This window comes from Achromobacter marplatensis, assembly GCF_049060505.1.
Lineage (GTDB): Bacteria > Pseudomonadota > Gammaproteobacteria > Burkholderiales > Burkholderiaceae_B > Achromobacter > Achromobacter marplatensis_A.
Genome location: NZ_JBMGRB010000001.1, coordinates 947,823 through 969,719, shown reverse-complemented (window position 1 = coordinate 969,719; position 21,897 = coordinate 947,823). Strand labels below are relative to the sequence as shown.

Sequence of the window (21,897 nt, the reverse complement as noted above, 5' to 3'; positions counted from 1 at the left end):
GCGCAAACCGCCTCGCCAGGAAAGAATCGTTGCGTTTGCGTCTGCCTTTGCGCATCCGCTTTCCATTTATTAGGGGAATCCATGCAACGCCGTAACGTAGTACTGGGCCTGTGTGTCGCCGCCGCGACCCTGGCCATGCCGCTGACCTCGGGTATCGCGCACGCTGAAGACGCGTATCCGAGCAAGCCCATCCGCCTGATCGTCCCCTTCCCGCCCGGTGGCACCACCGACATCGTCGGCCGCCTGTTCGCCGACAAGCTGGGCAAGGAACTGGGCCAGACCGTCGTGGTGGAAAACCGCGGCGGCGCCGGTGGCTCGATCGGCAGCGCCTTCGTCGCCAGCAGCGCGCCGGACGGCTATGTCCTGGGCATCGCCACCGTCAGCACGCACGGCATCAACCCGGCCATCTACCCGAACCTGCCGTTCGATGGCGAGCGCGACTTCACGCCCATCTCGAACCTGGCTGCCGTGCCTAACATCATGACGATCAACCCGAAGGTGCCGGCCAAGAACATCGCCGACTTCATCAAGCTGGCCAAGAGCCAGCCGGGCAAGCTGACGTATGCGTCCGCCGGCAACGGTTCGGTCTCGCACATGATGGGCGAACTGTTCAAGATGGCCTCGGGCACCGACCTGATGCACGTGCCTTACCGCGGCGTGGGCCCGGCGCTGAACGATGCGCTGGCCGGCCAGGTCGACGTCATGTATGACAACCTGCCTTCCACGCTGCCGCACGTGCAGTCCGGCCGCCTGATCGCCATGGCCGTCGCCTCGCCCAAGCGCGTCGCCAGCCTGCCCGACGTGCCCACGTTCGCCGAAGCCGGCCTGCCGGCCGTGAACGACGCGTCCTGGTTCGGCCTGGTCGCCCCGGCCAAGTTGCCGGAGCCCATCCTGGCCAAGCTGAACGCAGCGGTGCAGAAGGTCAGCGCCGAAGCCGACGTCAAGGCGCGCCTGGAAGCGCTGGGCGCCCAGCCCGCCGCCAACAGCTCGGCCGACTTTGGCAAGCAGATCGCGGCGGAAATCGCCAAGAACAAGCGCATCGCCAAAGAAGCCAACGTGAAGATCGACTAAGCGATCTTCGGCCCCCGCCGCGCAAGCTTGCGCAGCGGGGGCCTCCGATTCACGAACGCACGACCCCAATATGCGAATTACCCAACCCCTGTCTTACCGGCTCGACCTTCCGCAGCACTATCCGGATTCGGAAACCTCGGCCCCGCTTGTGCTGGATTCTCCGCACAGCGGCACCGCCTACCCTCCCGATTTCGCGGCCGCGGTGGACTTTGGCGCACTGCGCACTGCGGAAGACACCTGGGTTGACGATCTGTGGGGCGACGCCATGGAAATGGGCGTGCCGATGATTGCCGCGGGTTTTCCGCGCGCCTACATCGACGCCAACCGCGCGCCCGACGAGATCGACGAACTGCTGCTGGATGCGGCCTGGCCCGACGCCATCAACGCCTCGCCGAAGGTCAAGCTGGGCAAAGGCCTGATCTGGCGCATGCTGGATGACGGCACCCCGCTGTATAACCGCAAGCTGACGGTCGAAGAAGTCCGCCACCGCATCGACGCCTGCTGGAAGCCCTATCACGCCGCGCTGGGCCAGGTGCTGGACGCCGCCCACAAGAAGTTCGGCAAGGTCTGGCACATCAACTGCCACTCGATGCCCAGCGTCGCCGGCGCCTTCGCCACCGACCGCCCCGGCCTGGTCCATCCCGACTTCGTGCTGGGCGATCGCGACGGCAGCACCAGCGACCCCGCCTTCCGCGAATTCATCGCGGCGTGGCTGCGCGAACGTGGCTACGACGTCACGGTGAATGATCCCTACAAGGGCGTCGAATTGGTGCGCGCCTTTGGCCGCCCCGAAGAAGGCCGTCACAGCCTGCAGATTGAAATCAACCGCAAGCTGTATATGGATGAAACGACGCTGCGCCCCACGGAAAACTACGGCCGCCTGAAGGCCGATCTGCGCGACCTCACCGCCGCGCTGATCAACTGGACTCGCGCGCAAACGGCCTGACGCCGGACGTTTGCACGCAGGTAACCGGCCAGCGGCGTGGTAAGACTGGCCGGAGCAAGTGGGTTGAAAGACCCTAGCCCCATGGTTCGCCATGGGGCTTTTTTTTTGAATTCGCGCAGGCCGTAGGATGGGTGGAGCGCGAGACTTCTCAAGCAAGAATATTGGCGCCCAGCGCGCGCAACCCATCAAGCAGCGGTGAATTCCTGACAGCGTCAGCCACAACGCGACGACTGCCTGATGGGTTGCGCGCGCTGAAGACCGGCGCCTTTGCGCAAGAACGCTCGCGCTCCACCCATCCTACGTCGCAAAGCGTGCGAGCCGGACGCGTGGCGCATACCGGGTCCGGCGGCAGCAGACGCCCAAAGTATGGGCAGCGTATAGGTGCCATTCCCGTGTATAACTACGGCGAACCTTCCAGGAGAGGCGTCGATGCACATCGGGATACCAAAAGAAACCCGAGACGGGGAAACCCGTGTCGCAGCAACACCAGAAACCGTCAAGAAGTACGTAGGCGGCAAACACACCGTTGTCGTGGAGCGTGGCGCAGGCACTGCCGCCCGTTATCTGGACGACGCCTATGAGGCCGCGGGCGCCACGCTAGGTTCTGCCCAGGATGCCCTGGGCGCGGAACTGGTGATGAAGGTTCGCGCCCCCTCCGCTGCTGAATTGCCCCACATGAAACCCGGTACGGTCGTGATCGGCATGCTGGACCCCTTCGACGCCGAAGGCCTGACACAGATGGCGGGCGCGGGGCTGGTCGGGTTCGCGCTTGAAGCCGCGCCCCGCATCACGCGCGCCCAAAGCCTGGACGTGCTGTCTTCGCAGGCCAACCTGGCCGGCTACAAGGCCGTGCTGTTGGCCGCGCATCACTACGGCCGCCTGATTCCGATGATGATGACCGCCGCCGGCACCCTGAAAGCCGCGCGCGCCGTGGTGCTGGGCACCGGCGTGGCGGGTCTGCAAGCCATCGCCACGGCCAAGCGGCTGGGCGCGGTGGTCGAGGCCTCCGATGTGCGCCCCGCCGCGCGCGAACAAGTGGAGTCGCTGGGCGCCAAGTTCATCGACGTGCCGTTCGAAACCGACGAAGAGCGCGAGATCGCCCAAGGCACGGGCGGCTACGCGCGCGCCATGCCGCCCGGCTGGATGGCGCGGCAGGCGGCGTTGGTGTCCGAGCGCTGCAAGCAGGCCGACCTCGTCATCACTACAGCCCTGATTCCCGGCCGCCCCGCCCCGACGCTGGTATCCGCGGAAACCGTCGCGGCCATGAAGCCCGGCTCGGTGCTGGTCGACCTGGCGGTCGAACGCGGCGGCAATTGCCCCTTGTCCGAAAAAGGCCAGGTCGTGGAAAAACACGGCGTGACGATTATCGGGCTGACCAACCTGCCCGGCCTGGTGGCCACGGATGCGTCCGCGTTGTACGCGCGGAACATCCAGGACTTCCTGAAGCTCATCATCAATGCGGACGGCGCGCTGGCGATCCAGCGCGACGATGAAATCGTGGCGGCCTGCCTGGTGTGCGAAGGCGGCAATGTGACGCGGAGGACCTGAACATGGAAGCGATCAACCCCACCCTGATGAACCTCATCATCTTCGTGTTGGCCATCTATGTCGGCTACCACGTCGTGTGGAACGTCACCCCCGCCCTGCACACGCCGCTGATGGCCGTCACCAACGCCATCTCGGCCATCATCATCGTGGGCGCCATGCTGGCGGCGGCCCTGACCGAAGGCGGACTGGCCCGCGGCATGGGCGTGTTCGCGGTGGCGCTTGCCGCGGTGAACGTGTTTGGCGGCTTCCTGGTCACCCGGCGCATGCTTGAAATGTTCAAGAAAAAGGATCGCAAGCCGGGCAAGGAGGACGCGAAATGATCTCGCTCAACCTCGTTACCCTGCTGTACCTGATCGCTTCGGTCTGCTTCATCCAGGCGCTAAAGGGCCTGTCGCATCCCACCACGTCGCGGCTGGGCAACGCCTTCGGCATGGCCGGCATGGCGATCGCCGTGCTGACCACGGCGGCGCTGATCGTCGGCCTGGCGCGCACGGGCACCGCCACGATCGGCCTGGGCTGGGTGCTGCTGGGCCTGCTGGTAGGCGGCACCGTCGGCACGCTGATGGCCCGCCGCGTCGAAATGACGAAGATGCCGGAACTGGTCGCCTTCATGCACAGCATGATTGGCCTGGCGGCCGTGGCCATCGCTGTCGCGGTGGTGGCCGAGCCGCACGCCTTCGGTATCGTCGCGGCCGGGGCGATGATCCCCACCGGCAACCGCTTCGAGCTGTTCATCGGCACCTTCGTGGGCGCCATCACGTTCTCGGGTTCGGTCATCGCCTTCGGCAAGCTGTCGGGCAAGTACAAGTTCCGGCTGTTCCAGGGCGCTCCGGTCGTATTCCCCGGCCAGCACATGCTGAACCTTGCGCTGGCGCTCGTGATGCTGGGCTGCGGCGTATGGTTCATGCTGACCCAGGACTGGACGCCCTTCGTCATCATGACGCTGGTTGCCTTCGTGCTGGGCGTGCTGATCATCATCCCGATCGGCGGCGCGGACATGCCGGTGGTGGTGTCCATGCTGAACAGCTACTCGGGCTGGGCGGCGGCCGGCATCGGCTTTTCGCTGAACAACCCGATGCTGATCATCGCCGGTTCGCTGGTGGGCTCTTCAGGCGCCATCCTGTCCTACATCATGTGCAAGGCGATGAACCGGTCGTTCTTCAACGTGATCCTGGGCGGCTTCGGCGGCCAGGCAGGCGGTGGCTCGGATGCCGGCGCGGGCCAGCAGCGCAGCGTCAAATCAGGCAGCGCGGACGATGCCGCGTTCCTGATGACCAACGCCGAAAGCGTGACCATCGTGCCCGGCTACGGCCTGGCGGTGGCGCGCGCGCAGCACGCGCTGAAAGAGCTGGCGACCAAACTCACTGAACGCGGCGTGACGGTCAAGTACGCCATCCATCCGGTTGCCGGCCGCATGCCCGGCCACATGAACGTGCTGCTGGCCGAGGCCGAAGTGCCCTACGACCAGGTCTTCGAAATGGAAGACATCAACAGCGAGTTCGCCCAAACCGACGTGGTGCTGGTGCTGGGGGCGAACGACGTGGTCAATCCGGCCGCCAAGAACGATCCCAAGTCCCCGATTGCCGGCATGCCCATCCTGGAAGCCTATAAGGCGCGCACCGTGATCGTGAACAAGCGCTCGATGGCCTCGGGCTATGCGGGCCTGGACAACGAGCTCTTCTACATGGACCGCACGATGATGGTGTTCGGCGACGCCAAGAAAGTGCTGGAAGACATGGTCAAGGCGGTGGAGTAGCCGCCGGCCTGCGGATGGCCCGCGCATGCCCCGTTCGGGGCGTTCGCGGGCCTCCGTGCCGCTATGCGGCAACCGCCTTTCGCAACTGCTCGTCGACGACTTCCACCCAATGCCGCACCGGCGTGTCGGTGCCGCTTTGCAGATGGCCGATGCAGCCGATGTTGGCCGACAAGATCACATCCGGCCCGCCCGCCGCGATGGCGCCCAGCTTGCGGTCGCGCAGTTCCAGCGCGATCTCCGGGTTCAGCACCGAATAGGCGCCCGCCGAACCGCAGCACAAATGCTTGTCGGCGAACGGCAGCAATTCGAACCCCAAATCCACCAGAAGCCGCTCCGACAACGGCCGCAGCCCTTGCCAGTGCTGCAACGTGCAGGGCGGATGGAACGCGGCGCGCGTGCCGGCGGGCAAGCGCGCGCGCAATTGGTCGGCATGCGGCGCCACGATCTCGGCCACGTCCTTGACCAGCGCGACGATATCCGCAGCCTTCTGGGCGTAGGCCGGATCGTGCTTCAGGTGATGCGCGTATTCCTTCACCATCGCGCCGCACCCCGACGCGTTCATGACAATGGCCTCGACCCCGCCATCCTGGATCAGCGGCCACCAGGCGTCGACGTTGGCGCGCATCTGCGCCAGCGCCGCCTCCTGCGCATCCAGATGGAAGCTCACCGCGCCACAGCAACCGGCGCCGGGCGCGATGCGCGCGCCAATGCCGACGGCGTCCAGCACGCGGATGGTGGCCGCGTCGATGGTGGGCATCATGGCGGGTTGCACGCAGCCCGCCAGCATCAACACTTGCCGAGCATGACCCGCCACCGCGGGCAGCGGCCCCGCGTCGCGGCGTTCGGGCACCTTGCGCTTGAGCGCTTCGGGCAGGAAGCCGCGCACGGCTTGCCCCATCCGCATCGCCGGCGCGAACATCGGCGACAACATGGCGTGCCGCAGGAAATTGCGCTTGGCCTTTTCAGTCCAGGAACGCGGCACGCGCTCGTCCACGATCTTGCGGCCGATATCGATCAAATGTCCATATTCGACGCCGGACGGGCATGTGGTTTCGCAATTGCGGCAGGTCAGGCAGCGGTCCAGGTGCTGCTGCGTGGACTGCGTGGGCTCCGCGCCCTCCAGCACTTGCTTGATCAGGTAGATACGACCGCGCGGGCTATCCAGCTCGTCGCCCAGTACTTGATAGGTCGGACAGGTGGCCGTGCAAAACCCGCAATGCACGCAACGCCGCAGGATAGCGTCGGCTTCTTTGCCCAGTTCGGTGTCGCGCGCCCAGGATGCCAGGTTGGTTTGCATGATGCGCTATAGCTCCAGGACCAGGCGGCCGGGGTTGAACAGGCCAGCCGGATCAAGCTCTTGCTTGAGGCGGCGTGTGATCGACGCGATGCCGGGCGCCAGCGGATGGAATACGCCGTCCGCCGGCGGCTTGCCGTTGCCCACGCGAAACAGGGTGGCATGCCCGCCCAGCCGCGCGGCGGCGTCTCGCAGCTCGGTAGCGTCGCGCACGCCGGACAGCCAGCGTTGCCCGCCGCCCCACTCGATCAGTGTCGGACCCATGCCCAACACGGCGGCCGTGGGCGGCAAGGCCAGGCGCCATAGCGGCTGGCCAGGTACGAAGAAGGCGTGCGTCTGTTCGCGCAACGCGCGCCACCAGACCGCCGCGGTGTCGGGATCCAAGGGATCTCCGCCAATCACCTGGCGCGCACTGGCGATGGCAGGCGGCGCACCCGACAAGCGCACGTGCATCGCGCCCTCGGCGTGTTCGTCCGCGCCCGTCCAACTGGTGGCCGAAATCGGCAGCGGCTTGCCGCGCCATAGCGCGAAGCTGGCCAGCGCCTGCGCCTGGGTAGCGGGCAAGACCAGCGTCAGCTCTTCCATCGGCCGTGGCACGACCTTCATCGAGACATCCAGCAGCGCACCGAAAATGCCGTGCGAACCGGCCAGCAGGCGCGACACGTCGTAGCCGGCCACGTTCTTCATGACTTCTCCGCCAAACGCCAGGATGCGCCCTTCGGAATCCAGCAGGCGCGTCCCCAGCACGAAGTCGCGCAAAGCGCCCGCGTTCATGCGGCGCGGGCCGGACAACCCCGCCGCCACGCAACCGCCTACCGTCGCGGCGGCCCCGAAATGCGGCGGCTCGAATGCCAGCATCTGGCCGTTCTCGGCCAGCGCCGCCTCCAGCTCGGCCAGCGGCGTGCCCGCGCGAACGGTCACGACCAACTCGGACGGGTGGTAGCTGACGATGCCGCGATACGACGTCATGTCCAACAGGCAGTGACCGTCTTGCGGGGTTACCGGGCGGTAATTACCGTAGAACGCCTTGCTTCCTCCGCCCATCACAAACAGCGGCTTGTGACCGGCACGGGCCGTCATGACCTGGTCGCACAATTCCGACAGGACAAAATCCATAAGGAATGCGTCCTAGAAACGGGCGAGATCGGGGAAGCGCAGCTCACCCGCATGGACGTGCATCTTGCCGTATTCGGCACAGCGGGCCAGCGTGGGAATGACTTTTTCAGGATTCAGCAGGCACGGGGGGTCGAACGCCCGCTTGACCGCCAGGAACGCGTCGAGTTCTTCGCGAGAGAATTGCACGCACATTTGATTTATTTTCTCCATACCCACACCGTGTTCTCCGGTCACGGTCCCTCCTACCTGCACGCATAGCTCGAGAATAGCGGCCCCGAACTTCTCTGCCCGCTCCACCTCGTCCGGCTTGTTCGAATCAAACAGGATAAGCGGATGCAGATTGCCATCGCCCGCGTGGAACACGTTGGCGCAGCGCAAGCCGAATTCATCTTCCATCTGTTCAATGGCGCCCAGCACGCGCGCCAGATGGCGTCGCGGAATCGTGCCGTCCATGCAGTAATAATCGGGCGACACGCGGCCCGCGGCCGGAAATGCGTTCTTGCGTCCGGCCCAGAATTTCAGGCGTTCGGCCTCGGACGCGGACACCTGGCAGCGCGTGGCGCCGGCGGCGCGGAACACCGCTTCCATCCGGGCGATCTCGTGCGCCACTTCTTCGGGCGTGCCGTCGGATTCGCATAGCAGTATCGCTTGCGCGTCCATGTCGTAACCGGCGCGCACGAACGGTTCGACCATGTGCGTGGCGCGGCGATCCATCATTTCCAACCCCGCCGGAATCATGCCCGCGGCAATCACTTGCGTGACCGCGTTGCCGGCTGCCTCGACGCTGGAAAAACTAGCCATCACGACCTGCGCGCAAGCCGGCTTGGGAATCAATTTGACCGTGACTTCGGTGACCACGCCCAACATGCCTTCCGAGCCGATGAACACGGACAGCAGGTCCAGGCCGGGCGCATCCGGCGCTTCGGACCCCAGTTCGACGACATCGCCGTCGATCGTGACCACGCGCACGCGCAGCACGTTGTGCACGGTCAGCCCGTACTTCAGGCAATGTACGCCGCCGGAATTCTCGGCGACGTTGCCGCCAATCGAACAGGCGATCTGGCTCGAGGGGTCAGGCGCGTAGTACAGCCCGTAAGGCGAAGCGGCCTCGGAGATGGCCAGATTGCGCACGCCGGGCTGCACGACCGCCGTGGCGCTGGCCAGATCGATATGCTTGATGCGGTTGAATTTAGACAGGCCCAGCAGCACGCCCTGGCTGTGCGGCATGGCGCCGCCCGACAGGCCGGTGCCGGCGCCGCGCGCGACGATGGGGGCATTCAAGCGCTTGCAGATGCGCATGACCGCCTGCACCTGCTCTTCGGTTTCGGGCAATGCCACCACGGCAGGCAGCGCCCGATACAGCGACAAGCCGTCGCACTCGTAGGGGCGCGTGTCTTCTTCGCGGAATAATACGCAGTGCGCGGGCAACGCGGCCGACAACGCCTCGATGAGCTGCTGCAACGAATAAGGCGCCTGCACTTGTGCCAGGCCGGTTTCGACCAGTGAATTCATGAGCGCAACAATAGCGCGACCAGTCCCTTAAAACAGGCCGGGATTTACCCGCATCCAGTCGACGATCCCTGCTACACACACGTAACCAGCCGTAATTCCAGACGGCGATTGTCGTTGAAAAGCCGCAGCCGTTCAGCCCGAGAAATCCAGCAACGCCAGCTTTCTGGAGATAGCCGCGCACGTCTCGACCAACGGACGGATATAACTGGCGGTCCGGTCGGTGCTCATGCGGAACGCGGGAATGCTCAAACTGACGCACGCCACCGGCGCGCCCTGCTTGTCGGTGATGGCGCAGCCGAAGCAGAAAATGTCTTTTTCGTTTTCCTCGCGGTCTTCCGCGTAGCCCTGCTGGCGCACCTGTTCCAGCTCTTTGCGCAGCGCTTGCGGCGTGCGCAACGTCGCGTCGGTGAACACCTTGAAATCCAGTCCCAGGATCAACGCGTCGCGCGCGTCCGCAGGCAGTTGGGCTAGATAAGCCTTGCCCACCGAACTGGAGTACAGCGTCACGCGGCTGCCCAGCCGCGAATTCATGCGCACGGCCTTGGGGCTTTCCAGCTTGTCGATATAGGTCATTTCGGACCGGTCGGGCACGGCCAGATGCACCGTCTCCTGTGTCAACGCCCTGAGGTCGAACAGGTGGTCTTTGCATAGCTGCCGGATATCGGAGCTTTCCAGCGCACGGCTGGCCAGGCTGACCAGCCGCGGTCCCAACCCGAAGGACTGCCCATTGCGCTTGGGCACCAGCAACTGTTCGGCGATCAGCGCCTCGACGATGCGATAGATTGTCGGACGCGGATAACCCAGCCTGGCGCTCAAGGCGTTCACCGTCCAGGCGATATCGTCACCCGATGCGATGGCATCCAGCACGCGCATGAACTTGGAGAACGAAGCGGTGCCGGCAACGGGGGCTACCGCAAGCGCGGGCGGTGCCGCGGATGCCGCGGCCGACGAGGTCGGCGCGGCGTCTGCGCGGGCGGCGCGGTGAGGCTTCACGCGGGGGGCTTTCATGGGCGGTTTCCGTGACAAAGCGCGCCGGCAAGCCGGCGCGCGGGTCAGGTTACCATGTAGCCGCCATCCACCGGCATCACCACGCCCGTCATGAAAGCCGACGCTGGCGAGCACAAGAACATGACCGCCTGCGCCACGTCATGCGGCGTTCCCCAGCGCTTGAGCGGCGTGCGTTCCAGAATGCGCGAGGCGCGTGCCGGATCTTTCTGCAAGGCTTCGGTCAACGGCGTGGCGATCCACCCCGGCGCCACCGCGTTGACCCGGATGTCCGCATCCGCATAGGCGATAGCAAGCGACTTGGTCAATTGCGCCACCCCGCCCTTGCTGGCGCTATAAGCCGGCACCAGGCCGCCCCCGAAGAAGCTAAGCATCGACGCGGTGTTCACGATGCACCCCTTGGCGCGCGCCAGTTGCGGCCGCAGCGCTTCGCACACGCGCATGGTGCCCGTCAGGTTGATGTCCAGCACGCGCTCGAACACCGGCAGCTTGAACTCTTCTTGCCGGAAAATCACGCCGGCGCAGTTAACCAGGATGTCTACGTGCGCAAGCGTGGCGGCGAAGCGCGCGACCTCATCCGCCTGCGTGACGTCCAGCGTGGCCACCTCCACGCCCGCGGGCGGCGCTTCCGAGGAGGGCAAACCCACCGCGATCACGCGTGCGCCCAGACGCGCCAGCGCCTCGGCCACGCCGCGGCCCAGCCCTTGGGTGCCGCCCGTGACCACGGCGGTCTTGTTGTGAAACAGCCCTGCCTGAAAACTCATGGCGGCGTCCTCAGCGGATGAACTGGTCGACATAGTCCGAACCCAGCCCCACGCTTTCGTAGTGCTTGCGGCACATGTCCAGCTTGGTAAACACGTCTTCATAGCCCGTGTGCCGGCCTTCGCTGTCACAGTAGTACATCACGCCGTTGACCTGGAACATCGTGATCATTTCCTCCACGTCTTCCGGCACATACAGGGTATGCGTTTCACCTGGCGGTTCGAACACGTAGCTGCCTTCGCGGGCAATCCAGTCGTGCTCCAGATAACGCCAAGACCCTTTGATGACATAGCCGTGCACCGCCTGCGGATGGCGATGGCAGCTCAGCACGCCCGACCTGCGCACGCGCAGCAGGTTCATCCAATACCCTTGCGACACGTTCAGGCAAAGCGGCCGGAACCAGACTTGCTCGGCTTGCGGCACCCAGACGCGTTCGTCATCCGGAATCGCTTGCGGCACGACGATGTCGGGCAGCGCTTCCTTGGGGTTGGGGTAACGGTAGGGGGTAGGCACTGCGGTCGTTTGGCTCATGACTTATCGCTCACTTGATGCTCAAGGTTTTCAGGACCTGCGCGTAGTCGGCGGTCTCGGCGGCCATTTTCTTTTCGAAGGCATCGCCGTCGGCATAGACGTAGCCCAGGTTCTGGGCCTTGATCGCGGAGATCAGCTGCGGGTCTTGCGCCACTTTCTCGAACACTTCCTTCAACTTGGCCACGGTGGCGGGCGGCATGCCTTTCGGGCCGGCAATGCCGCGCCAGGTGCCATACGCCACATCCAAGCCCTTCTCCTTGGCCGTCGGCACATCGGGGAATTCCGGCACGCGCTTGTCGCTCATCAGCACCAGCAGGCGCAACTTGCCGGCACGCACGTACTCGGATGCCTCGGCGGGACTGGTCGCCACCGCATCCAGCTGGCCGCCCAGCAGGTTCAGCAGGGCCGGCCCGGAACCCGGAAACGGAATGTGCGTGAAGCGCGTATCCGACTTGACCTCGAAGGCGCTCAGCGCGACGTCGTAGATGGAGCCGGTGCCCGAGGTGCCCACGTTCAGCGTGGCCGGCGATTTCCTGGCGGCCGCCATGAACTCGTCAAGGGTCTTGTAGGGAGAATTGGCCGGCACCACGATCGCGGCGGGGTCGGCGTTCAGTTGCACCAGCGGCGTGTAATCCTTGTAGGTATGGTCGAACAGGCCCAGCAGCGGCAGTATCACGAACTCCGCTGTCACCACGGTCAAGGTGTGGCCGTCGTTCTTGCTGTTCAGCACGTACTTCCAGCCCACCGCGCCGCCGGCGCCGGCCTTGTTCAGCACCACCATCCCTTTGGGGAAGTACTGTGCCGAGACCTTGGCGAACGTGCGCGCCACGGCGTCCGTGCCGCCCCCCGGCTGGAACGGCACCACCAGCGTGACCGGCTGGTTCGGATAACTATCCGCCTGCGCGTGCGCAGGCAGCGTCGCCGTCAGGCCGGCCACAAGCAGGCCGGCCGCCATCAAACCTTGTCTCATCGACATCCTTGTCTCCTTGGTTCAGGCCGTGCCTTCTGTCGAGGCATCGCCCATTTTTTGGCTTTTCGCAGACACCTTTTCGTTAATATCCACAATGTGGACATTTGTCTACGAAAAATAAGCGTAAAGGATTTACCGACGGGTGTCACTGGAAATCGATATGCGCTCGTGCCGCGCGAGCCAAAAAAAGCCGACGGTCGATGCCGTCGGCTTTGGGGCAGTGCAAGCGCGGCAGTCGCCGCGCGGGGCTTACCAAGACACGATCTTGCCCGGGTTCAGGATGTTGTTCGGATCAAACGCATGCTTCAGGCTGCGCATCAGATCCAGCGCGTCCTCGCCGTGCTCTTCGGCCATGAACTGCATCTTGTGCAAGCCCACGCCGTGTTCGCCCGTGCAGGTGCCATCCGCGGCGATCGCGCGGCGAACCAAGTTATGGTTGATCGTTTCGGACTCTTCCCATTCCTTCGGATTGTCGGCGTCCAACAGCATCAGCACATGGAAATTGCCGTCGCCGACGTGGCCGACGATGGTGTACGGGAAGCTTGCGCGGTCCAGTTCCTCGACGGTATCGCGCACGCAATCCGCCAGCCGCGAGATCGGCACGCAAACGTCGGTGGTGCTGGCGCGGCAGCCGGGCCGCAATTGCAGGCCGGCAAAGTAGGCGTTGTGGCGCGCGGTCCAGAGGCGGCTACGGTCTTCGGGGCGCTCGGCCCATTCGAAATCCATCCCGCCATGCTCGGCCGTGATCGCCTGCACGGTTTCGGCCTGCTCTTGCACGCCGGCAGGGCTGCCGTGGAACTCAAACACCAACAGCGGCGTTTCACGCAAGGTCAGCTTGCTGTACTGGTTGACCGAACGCACGCTGGCGGCATCCATGAACTCGACGCGCGCGATCGGCACGCCCATCTGGATGATTTCGATCACGCTTTGGACCGCATCGTCCAGCGTGGGGAAATTGCAGACCGCCGCGGACACCGCCTCGGGTTGCGGATACAGGCGCACCGTCACTTCCGTGATGATGCCCAGCGTGCCTTCGCTACCGATGAAGATACGCGTCAGATCGTAGCCCGCCGACGATTTACGCGCGCGGCCCGCCGTGCGGATGATGCGGCCGTCGGCGGTCACCACTGTCAGCGACATGACGTTTTCGCGCATGGTGCCGTAGCGCACGGCATTGGTGCCCGATGCGCGCGTGGCGGCCATGCCGCCCAGGCTGGCGTCGGCGCCCGGATCGATTGGGAAGAACAGGCCGGTGTTGCGGATTTCTTCGTTCAGTTGCTTGCGCAGCACGCCCGCCTGCACGGTGGCCGTCAGGTCTTCGGCGTTGATCGCCAGCACCTTGTTCATTTGCGACAGGTCCAGGCTGATGCCGCCCTGGATCGCCAGCACGTGGCCTTCCAGCGAAGAGCCCGCGCCGTAAGGTATCAGCGGAACATGATGCGTATTGCACAGCTTGGCGATCTCGGCCACTTCTTCGGTGGTGTGCGCGAAGACGACGGCGTCGGGCAGCATGGGCGGGTACGGCGACTCGTCGCGCCCATGATGTTCGCGCACGGCGGAGGACTCGGACAGGCGGTCGCCAAAGCGCGCGCGCAGGGCATCCAGACAGGCGGCCGGCACCGGGCGGCGCAACGTTTCAGCGTGCAAGGGAGCATTCATGATCAGCGTGTTCTCGGGGTTCGGTAACCGAATATTCTACGCCGCCGCGCGTGCTGCGCCGCACACCGCCCCAGGCAGGCGGCAGGCGGCGCGCGCGCGGGCTTTATTTGCCAGAGGTCAGCGCAACCCGGCGGCGCTCGCGCACGGCATGCGCCAGGCGGTCAAGCACGGCTACCGACGCGTCCCAGTCGATGCAGCCGTCGGTGATGCTCTGGCCGTAGACCAGCGGCTTGCCCGGCACCATGTCCTGGCGTCCGCCCAGCAAGTGGCTTTCCACCATGACGCCGACCAGGCGCGCGTCGCCGGCTTCCATCTGGCGCGCCACGTCCTCGATCACCCGCGGCTGGTTCTCGGGATCCTTGCTGCTGTTGGCGTGGCTGGCGTCCACCATGATGCGCTGGGCCAGTCCGGCCTTGGACACGTCGTTGCAGGCAGCGTCGACGCTGGCCGCGTCGTAGTTCGGCGTTTTGCCGCCGCGCAGGATGACGTGGCAGTCTTCGTTGCCGGCCGTCGACACAATCGCCGAATGCCCGCCCTTGGTCACCGACAGGAAGTGGTGCGGCTGCGACGCGGCCTTGATGGCGTCGACGGCGATCTTCACGTTGCCGTCCGTGCCGTTCTTGAATCCCACCGGACACGACAGGCCCGAAGCCAGCTCGCGATGCACCTGGCTTTCCGTCGTCCGTGCCCCGATCGCCCCCCAGGAGACCAGATCCGCGATGTATTGCGGCGTAATCATGTCCAGGAACTCGCAACCCGCCGGCAAGCCCAGGCTGTTGATGTCCAGCAGCAGTTGGCGCGCCACCCGCACGCCCTTGTTGATGTCGAAGCTGCCGTCCAGGTCCGGATCGTTGATCAGGCCCTTCCAGCCCACCGTGGTGCGCGGCTTTTCGAAGTACACGCGCATCACGATTTCCAGGTCGGCGCTCAGGCGGTCACGCACCGGCTTCAGGCGCTTTGCATATTCGATGGCGGCACGCGTGTCATGAATCGAACACGGCCCGATCACGACGATCATGCGGTCGTCCATGCCGTGAAGAATGCGGTGCATGCCCTGGCGGGCGGCAAATACGGTATCGGACGCCCCCTTCGTGCACGCGAACTCGCGCATCACGTGCGCAGGCGGGTTCAATTCCTTGATTTCTCGGATACGAAGGTCGTCGGTATTGTGTGACACGGTACTGCTCCTGGGTTGCCCGCCAACGGGGTCTATCCCGATCGGTCTATCCCGATCCTGGCGGCACAAAAAAAGCCGCCAGTTCGCTGGCGGCTTTTTTGGGGGGATTCTTTCCAAACTTCAGATTGAGCGCGTCCCTTCCTCCGCCAGCGGCTTCAGAAAACCATAAAAATAAAAATAAAAGGCGGGGGACGAGAATTTCATGGGGATTGACTCTAGCACAGTTTTTTCGGGCCGTCACATCGTTTTTAGCGGACGCGGCGGCCCGAACTTCAGGCCTAGGCCGTGCCGCCGACGGTCAGGCCTTCCATGCGCACGGTCGGCATGCCCACGCCCACCGGCACGCTCTGGCCGTCCTTGCCGCACGTGCCGACGCCCGAATCCAGCTGCAGGTCGTTGCCGATCATCGTGACGCGGGTCATGGCGTCGGGACCATTGCCGATCAGGGTGGCGCCCTTGACCGGGTAGGTCACCTTGCCGTCCTCGATCATGTAGGCCTCGGAGGCCGAGAACACGAACTTGCCGCTGGTGATATCGACCTGGCCGCCGCCGAAGTTCACGGCATACAGCCCACGCTTCACGGACGACACAATTTCTTCGGCAGGCTTGTCGCCCGCCAGCATGTACGTGTTGGTCATGCGCGGCATCGGCAGATGCGCAAAGGATTCGCGGCGGCCGTTGCCGGTGGCAGCGGTCTTCATCAGGCGGGCGTTCAGCGTGTCTTGCATGTAGCCGCGCAGGATGCCGTCTTCGATCAGCACGTTGCGCTGGGTGGCGTTGCCTTCGTCATCGATGTTGAGCGAGCCGCGGCGGTCCGGCAGCGTGCCATCATCCACCACGGTCACGCCCTTGGACGCGACGCGTTCGCCGATGCGGCCCGAAAACACGCTGGACCCCTTGCGGTTGAAGTCGCCTTCCAATCCATGGCCCACGGCTTCATGCAGCAGAATGCCGGGCCAACCCGACCCCAACACCACGGTCATTTCGCCGGCCGGCGCGGGTCGCGCATCCAGGTTGACCATGGCTTCGTGCACGGCGCGCTCGACGTAGCCTTGCAGCATTTCGTCGGTGAAATACGCCAGGCCCAGGCGTCCGCCGCCCCCGGCATGGCCCATTTCGCGGCGGCCATTGCGTTCGGCGATCACGGTCAGCGACAGACGCACCAGCGGACGCACGTCGGCGGCCAGGCGGCCGTCGCTACCTGCGACCAGCACCACGTCGTACTCGGCGCCCAACCCCGCCATCACCTGGATGACGTGGGGGTCGCGCGCCCGCGCCATGCGTTCGATGCGTTCAAGCAACGCGACCTTTTCCGGCGCGCTCAGCGTCGCCACGGGGTCGATGTCGGCGTACAGGCTGCGGCCCATCTCGGCTTCGACATGCGCCGCCACCTTGACCTTGCCCGCGCCACGGCGCGCGATGCCCCGGACGGCATGCGCCGACGACAGCAGCGCATCCGCCGACAAGGAATCGGAATAAGCGAAAGCAGTCTTCTCGCCACTGACGGCGCGCACGCCCACGCCCTGGCTGATCGAAAAACTGCCGGTCTTGACGATGCCCTCTTCCAGGCTCCACCCCTCGCTGCGCGTGTACTGGAAGTACAGGTCGGCGTAATCGACCTTGTGGGTGAAGATTTCACCCAGTGCGCGCGCCATATCCGCTTCAGTCAGGCCCCAGGGGTCCAGCAGCAGGGATTTGGCGGTGGCAAGGGATGCGATAGCGGGATCAGTGATTTTCATAGGCTCTATTCATGGGGCGCCGGCGCGGCACGGTCGCGCGCGCTTGCGTTGACGCTCAAGACCGTATCGTAACGCCGACCGGGGGCCGGCGTCCCACCCCGCACCAAAAGAGGAGGCGGGCCGGCCACGCCGACGCCGCAGCGAAAATGGCGGGACATTATGCACAGCTGAACAGATGGGGACGCAATATTGAGTATCAAGTTAAGCAATTGCGACCAAATATTGTTCAGCCACATAACAGTTTTGTCAGGGTCCGGCGCGACGAGCCGGCATGAACGACAGCCTTGGCGTACAAGGGCTGCAAATGCATCGAACTCGTCATACAAGCCAGAAAAAAATGCCACCCGAGCGCCCGCTCGGGTGGTTTCACCCCCATATCATTCTCAAAGACCGGGAAAGCCAAAATGCATGGCGTGGAGCCGAAACCACCGATCAGGGAGGTTTTTGTCATCAGATCGAGGCAATGAAAGATCGGGCGCAAATGCCGGCCTTAAAATGCTGGAACGCCATTAAAGCGATCCCGGCATCAGACCGAACCGGGGCGATTTGTGCGCGATATGAAACAAAAATACGTCGAGACACACTTATCTCGCCCGATTCGTCCGCCTTGTGAACCAAAGTGGCATCTGTTTCAAGTTATCCTAAATTTGGGAATATTCTTCCCAACACTTGTTCATGCCGGACAGCCGTGAGCCCAAAGGTTCTCCGGCCCTTTTGATACAAAGTAATTAGTCCGAAAATAGAGAAGTCAAGCCGTAACTTCTGTATTATGCGAAGCACAACAATTAAACATAACTTCGCCGGCGATTAAAGCAGTTCCATAATCAGGAATAAACCATGGCCCGAGAAACGTACGCAGCACTCCAAGCAAAGATTGAAAAGGAAATCAACAAGCTCCAGAAGAAGGCCGAAGTCCTTCAAACGAAGCGCCGTAAGCCCGTGATCACGTCCATCATCACTTCCATGCGCGAATATGACATCACGCCGGAAGAGATCATCGCGGCCTATGGCGCCGGCAAGCCGGTGCGCGCTGCCGCTGGCGGCCGACGCAAGGCTGGCGCGGCCGGGCGCCCCGCTACCGCTGCCAAGCGCGCCGTTGCGCCGAAGTATCGCCACCCCCAAACCGGTGAAACCTGGAGCGGCCGCGGCAAAGCCCCGCGCTGGCTCGCCGCTGAAGAAGCTGCCGGCGCGACACGCGACAGTTTCCTTATCAAAGAATAAAACCTATCCGGCAGTAACAAATAAATCGGCGCACCAAATTGGTGCGCCGATTTTATTTAAGGCTCCTGCCGGAAAGACCGTCGGACTTCAGCGAAGTGGGAATTCGATTTCGCGTTCCGCCCCATTATTGCCGGGGAAATTGTCAAATATTGCCCGGACCAGATAGGGCATCGTGCGCATGAAATCATCGCCTTGGCTCAGTATGAAGGCGGTGGAACGATATACCTCGGCCCCATTGCGCTGGGTATCGCGGATCTTCAGGCTGAGCGTATTGCGCTGGACAGCCATGGGCACATCGACCCAGTCCGGGCCCCAGTAGCCATAACCGCCCCCCCAGGGGCGCGGGCCGTAATAGCCGCCATAGCCGTAACCGCCATAAAAGTACGGGTCATAAGGGCGCCGCACCATGATCTGGGTCTGGCTGGTACCGTAGGTGAACGAGACATCGAAGCGGCCCTTGGACCCCGGCGCGGCCTCGACCAGGCCCGTTGCGCCAATGCCGGCGCGCACCATGTCCTGATAAGACTGGTATTCCAGATTATTGACCTGATTGGGATCGGACGCGACAAACTGATAAGTTTGGCCTTCGACGCCAGTGGGCCATTGCTGGAACGAGGTAACCCGGGCCGATACCGAAGGCGCCGCGCATCCGGCCAATGCCAGGACTCCCGCAACGGCCAATAAACCGGCCCAACGGCCTACACTGAACATCGACAATCTGGACATTTTGCGACTCCTCTAGCGCGCGACGGCGCCATCATACTGAGCTTTGACACGGCTCACGGCAAAAAGTTTGCCGTAGCCCGCAAGCTTCAAGCGGGCCGCCGCAGCCACTACTACAATAGAACCCTCGTTCAATCAGGACTGCCATTCCATGCGCACCGACACGCCTATTACCGTTTTTCGCAAGGATTACCAGCCCTACCCTTACGACATTCCAGAAGTTGCGCTGGCCTTCGATCTGGCGCCCGACGCCACCGAGGTACGCTGCACCATGCGCGTGCAACGCAAACCCGGCGCTAGCGCCGATGCAGCCCTGATCCTGGATGGAGAAGACCTGGAACTGGTCTCGGTAGGCGTCAACGGGGCGGCGCTGGCCGCCGACGGCTATCACCTGTCGGATCACAGCCTGGCGATCTATGGCTTGCCGGCCGAGGCCACGGTCGAGATCGTCAGCCGCTGCAAACCGTCCGCCAATTCCACGCTGATGGGCCTGTATGTCTCGGGCGGCAACTTCTTCACGCAGTGCGAAGCAGAAGGCTTTCGCCGCATCACCTGGTTCGCCGACCGGCCCGATGTCATGTCGCGCTACCGCGTGACGTTGCGTGCGGCCCCCGACTATCCGGTGCTGCTGTCCAACGGTAACCTGATCGCGTCGCGCCAGTTGCCCGACGGCCGCAACGAGGTCGAATGGGAAGACCCGTTCCCCAAGCCCTGCTACTTGTTCGCGCTGGTGGCCGGCAACCTGACGCACCGCGAGACCCAGGTCAAAACGGCCAGCGGCCGCGATGTGCTGCTGCAGGTCTATAGCGACCCGGGTTCGGAAACCAAGACGGAATGGGCGCTGGATTCGCTGGTGCGCGCCCTGCGTTGGGACGAAACCCGCTTCGGCCTGGAGCTGGACCTGGACCGCTTCATGATCGTGGCCGTCCATGACTTCAACATGGGCGCCATGGAGAACAAGGGCCTGAACATCTTCAACGCCGCCTACGTGCTGGCTGATGCCGACACGGCCACGGACGCCAATTACGAAGGCATCGAGTCCGTCATCGGACACGAGTACTTTCACAACTGGACCGGCAACCGCGTCACGTGCCGCGACTGGTTTCAGTTAAGCCTGAAAGAGGGCCTGACGGTCTTCCGCGACCAGGAATTCAGCGCGGACATGATGGCGCACGGCATGGACGCGACGGCGGCGGCCAGCGCGCGCGCGGTCAAGCGCATCGACGACGTGGTGGCGTTGCGCGCCGCTCAGTTCCCGGAAGACGCGGGCCCCATGGCTCACCCCATCCGCCCCGAGAGCTACCAGGAAATCGGCAACTTCTACACGGCCACCGTGTACGAGAAAGGCGCCGAAGTCATCCGCATGCAGCACACCCTGCTGGGCGAAGAAGGTTTCCGCGCCGGCATGGACGAGTATTTCCGCCGCCACGACGGCCAGGCCGTGACCTGCGACGATTTTGTCGCCGCCATGGAATCGGTGTATGTCGGCCAACACCCCGGCCGCGACTTGTCCGTGTTCCGCCGCTGGTATCGCCAGGCCGGCACGCCGCGCGTCGCCGTCAAACTGGAACACGATGCGGCTACGCGCCGCTGCACGGTCACGCTGACGCAAGACTGCCAGCCGGTGGGCGTCGAGAAAAAGGCCGGCGCCGACTACGTCAAGGCGCCGTACCATATCCCCTTCGCCATCGGCTTGCTGGCCCGCGACGGCCGCGCCCTGCCCTTGCGGCTTGACGGCGCCGTCCATGACACGGCCCTGCTGGAACTGACGACGCAAAGCCAGCAATGGGTGTTCGATGACATCGCCGAACGCCCCGTGCCCTCGCTGCTGCGTGATTTCTCGGCCCCCGTCATCGTGGACTATGACTGGGCCGACGAAGAACTGGCCCTGCTGTCCGCGCACGACGGCAATCCGTTCGCGCGCTGGGAAGCCGGCCAGGAATTGGCCACGCGCCAAATCCTGGCGCTGGCCGAGGCGCGCCAGGCGGGCCGCACGCTGCACGCCGACGCCGCCTTTATCGACGCATGGCGTGCGCTGCTCACGGACCCGGCTATCGACGCCGCCTACCGCGCCCGCGCGCTGGCGCTACCGTCCGAAAAAACCTTGGCCGAACGCATGCATGCCGTGGATCCGCCAGCGCTGGCCGTGGCCCGCGACTTCCTGCGCGCGGAACTTGGCCGCCAGCTTGCCCCGGAATTCCGCCTGGCGTTTGAACAGAACCAGACGCCGGGCGAGTACAGCCCGGCCCCGGTGCCCGCCGGCATGCGCGCACTGAAAAACCTGGCACTGAGCCATTTGCTGGCGGCGGGCGAACACGACGCCCAGCGCCTGGCCGAGCACCAATACGAACGCGCAGGCAATATGACCGACAGCATGGCCGCGCTGTCTGCCCTGATCAATTACGGCCAGGGCGACTTCCCGCAGGAAGCGCTGGCTGCGTTCTACGACAAGTGGCGCGACAATCCGCTGGTGGTCGACAAGTGGTTCGCCCTGCAGGCTGCCGCCCGTTCGACCACGGTGCAGACCGCGCGCGAACTGATGACGCATCCGGCATTCACGCTGCGCACCCCGAACCGGGCGCGCGCCTTGATTTTCCAGTTCTGCCTGAACAACGCGCGCGGCATGCACCACCCGGATGGCACCGGCTACGCGTTCTGGGCCGAGCAGGTGTTGGCGCTTGACGCGTTGAATCCGGAAATCGCGGCGCGCCTGGCCCGCGCACTGGACAATTGGTCGCGCTTCGTGCCGGCCCTGAGAACGCCCATGCAGGCCGCCCTGCAACGCGTGCGCGCCCACGAGGGCCTGTCGCGCAATGTGCAGGAAATCGTATCCAAAGCTTTAGAATTTGCAGCATAGGGAGACCTTT

At 64.3% G+C, this 21,897-nt stretch carries 19 protein-coding genes; 8 read left to right on the top strand and 11 right to left on the bottom strand.

Going from position 1 to position 21,897, the window contains the following annotated elements:
- Nucleotides 1–81: 81 nt before the first annotated feature.
- From ACI0FO_RS04365 to ACI0FO_RS04345, 5 genes are all read left to right on the top strand, one after another.
- Complete coding sequence (locus tag ACI0FO_RS04365; RefSeq protein ID WP_416024376.1) at nucleotides 82–1,071, top strand: Bug family tripartite tricarboxylate transporter substrate binding protein; 990 nt, start codon at nucleotides 82–84, stop codon at nucleotides 1,069–1,071.
- A gap of 70 nt (nucleotides 1,072–1,141) precedes the next feature.
- Complete coding sequence (locus ACI0FO_RS04360) at nucleotides 1,142–2,017, top strand: N-formylglutamate amidohydrolase (RefSeq protein ID WP_416024374.1); 876 nt, start codon at nucleotides 1,142–1,144, stop codon at nucleotides 2,015–2,017.
- Between the two features lie 429 nt (nucleotides 2,018–2,446).
- The gene (locus ACI0FO_RS04355) at nucleotides 2,447–3,565 is read left to right on the top strand and encodes a Re/Si-specific NAD(P)(+) transhydrogenase subunit alpha (RefSeq protein ID WP_416024372.1); all 1,119 of its coding nucleotides are present in this window, start codon (nucleotides 2,447–2,449) and stop codon (nucleotides 3,563–3,565) included.
- A 2-nt stretch (nucleotides 3,566–3,567) separates the two neighbouring features.
- On the top strand, nucleotides 3,568–3,885 hold the full coding sequence (locus ACI0FO_RS04350) for an NAD(P) transhydrogenase subunit alpha (protein ID WP_008164347.1): 318 nt from the start codon (nucleotides 3,568–3,570) through the stop codon (nucleotides 3,883–3,885).
- Entirely contained in the window at nucleotides 3,882–5,321 is a 1,440-nt protein-coding gene (locus ACI0FO_RS04345) for an NAD(P)(+) transhydrogenase (Re/Si-specific) subunit beta (protein ID WP_416024370.1), read from the top strand. The genes ACI0FO_RS04350 and ACI0FO_RS04345 overlap by 4 nt, the downstream gene beginning before the upstream one ends.
- Nucleotides 5,322–5,382: 61 nt before the next feature.
- Here the strand turns inward: ACI0FO_RS04345 and glcF are convergent, their stop codons facing one another.
- The 10 genes from glcF to tldD all read right to left on the bottom strand — a co-directional run bounded on the left by glcF (nucleotide 5,383) and on the right by tldD (nucleotide 17,086).
- A complete protein-coding gene (gene glcF, locus ACI0FO_RS04340; protein WP_416024368.1) occupies nucleotides 5,383–6,618 on the bottom strand; it encodes a glycolate oxidase subunit GlcF in 1,236 nt (411 codons plus the stop codon).
- Between the two features lie 6 nt (nucleotides 6,619–6,624).
- Nucleotides 6,625–7,731, bottom strand: a complete 1,107-nt coding sequence (gene glcE, locus ACI0FO_RS04335; RefSeq protein WP_416024366.1) for a glycolate oxidase subunit GlcE — start codon at nucleotides 7,729–7,731, stop codon at nucleotides 6,625–6,627.
- Between the two features lie 12 nt (nucleotides 7,732–7,743).
- Entirely contained in the window at nucleotides 7,744–9,243 is a 1,500-nt protein-coding gene (locus tag ACI0FO_RS04330; RefSeq protein WP_416024365.1) for an FAD-linked oxidase C-terminal domain-containing protein, read from the bottom strand.
- A gap of 132 nt (nucleotides 9,244–9,375) precedes the next feature.
- The gene (locus ACI0FO_RS04325; protein ID WP_416024363.1) at nucleotides 9,376–10,251 is read right to left on the bottom strand and encodes an IclR family transcriptional regulator; all 876 of its coding nucleotides are present in this window, start codon (nucleotides 10,249–10,251) and stop codon (nucleotides 9,376–9,378) included.
- 44 nt (nucleotides 10,252–10,295) lie between these two features.
- Nucleotides 10,296–11,012: an SDR family NAD(P)-dependent oxidoreductase gene (locus tag ACI0FO_RS04320; protein WP_416024361.1), complete on the bottom strand. Its 717-nt coding sequence runs from the start codon at nucleotides 11,010–11,012 to the stop codon at nucleotides 10,296–10,298.
- Between the two features lie 10 nt (nucleotides 11,013–11,022).
- Complete coding sequence (locus ACI0FO_RS04315; RefSeq protein WP_416024359.1) at nucleotides 11,023–11,541, bottom strand: 2,4'-dihydroxyacetophenone dioxygenase family protein; 519 nt, start codon at nucleotides 11,539–11,541, stop codon at nucleotides 11,023–11,025.
- 10 nt (nucleotides 11,542–11,551) lie between these two features.
- Nucleotides 11,552–12,517: a Bug family tripartite tricarboxylate transporter substrate binding protein gene (locus tag ACI0FO_RS04310; protein WP_416024357.1), complete on the bottom strand. Its 966-nt coding sequence runs from the start codon at nucleotides 12,515–12,517 to the stop codon at nucleotides 11,552–11,554.
- A 243-nt stretch (nucleotides 12,518–12,760) separates the two neighbouring features.
- Nucleotides 12,761–14,170, bottom strand: coding sequence for an FAD-binding oxidoreductase (locus ACI0FO_RS04305; protein WP_416024355.1), 1,410 nt, complete (start codon nucleotides 14,168–14,170; stop codon nucleotides 12,761–12,763).
- Between the two features lie 103 nt (nucleotides 14,171–14,273).
- Nucleotides 14,274–15,347 (bottom strand): 3-deoxy-7-phosphoheptulonate synthase AroG, encoded by a 1,074-nt coding sequence (gene aroG, locus ACI0FO_RS04300; RefSeq protein WP_416024354.1) that lies wholly within the window; start codon nucleotides 15,345–15,347, stop codon nucleotides 14,274–14,276.
- Nucleotides 15,348–15,625: 278 nt separating this feature from the next.
- Nucleotides 15,626–17,086 carry a metalloprotease TldD gene (tldD, locus tag ACI0FO_RS04295; RefSeq protein ID WP_416024352.1) on the bottom strand — a complete coding sequence of 487 codons (1,461 nt, stop codon included), beginning with the start codon at nucleotides 17,084–17,086 and terminating at the stop codon, nucleotides 15,626–15,628.
- A 271-nt stretch (nucleotides 17,087–17,357) separates the two neighbouring features.
- On the opposite strand from tldD, the gene ACI0FO_RS04290 reads away from it, so the two are divergent.
- Both ACI0FO_RS04290 and ACI0FO_RS04285 read left to right on the top strand, forming a co-directional pair.
- The gene (locus tag ACI0FO_RS04290; RefSeq protein WP_416024350.1) at nucleotides 17,358–17,699 is read left to right on the top strand and encodes a hypothetical protein; all 342 of its coding nucleotides are present in this window, start codon (nucleotides 17,358–17,360) and stop codon (nucleotides 17,697–17,699) included.
- A gap of 224 nt (nucleotides 17,700–17,923) precedes the next feature.
- Entirely contained in the window at nucleotides 17,924–18,307 is a 384-nt protein-coding gene (locus tag ACI0FO_RS04285) for an H-NS family nucleoid-associated regulatory protein (RefSeq protein WP_416024348.1), read from the top strand.
- 87 nt (nucleotides 18,308–18,394) lie between these two features.
- Here the strand turns inward: ACI0FO_RS04285 and ACI0FO_RS04280 are convergent, their stop codons facing one another.
- Nucleotides 18,395–19,018, bottom strand: a complete 624-nt coding sequence (locus ACI0FO_RS04280; RefSeq protein WP_416024559.1) for a DUF4136 domain-containing protein — start codon at nucleotides 19,016–19,018, stop codon at nucleotides 18,395–18,397.
- A 163-nt stretch (nucleotides 19,019–19,181) separates the two neighbouring features.
- On the opposite strand from ACI0FO_RS04280, the gene pepN reads away from it, so the two are divergent.
- Nucleotides 19,182–21,887, top strand: coding sequence for an aminopeptidase N (pepN, locus tag ACI0FO_RS04275; RefSeq protein ID WP_416024346.1), 2,706 nt, complete (start codon nucleotides 19,182–19,184; stop codon nucleotides 21,885–21,887).
- Nucleotides 21,888–21,897 lie beyond the last annotated feature (10 nt).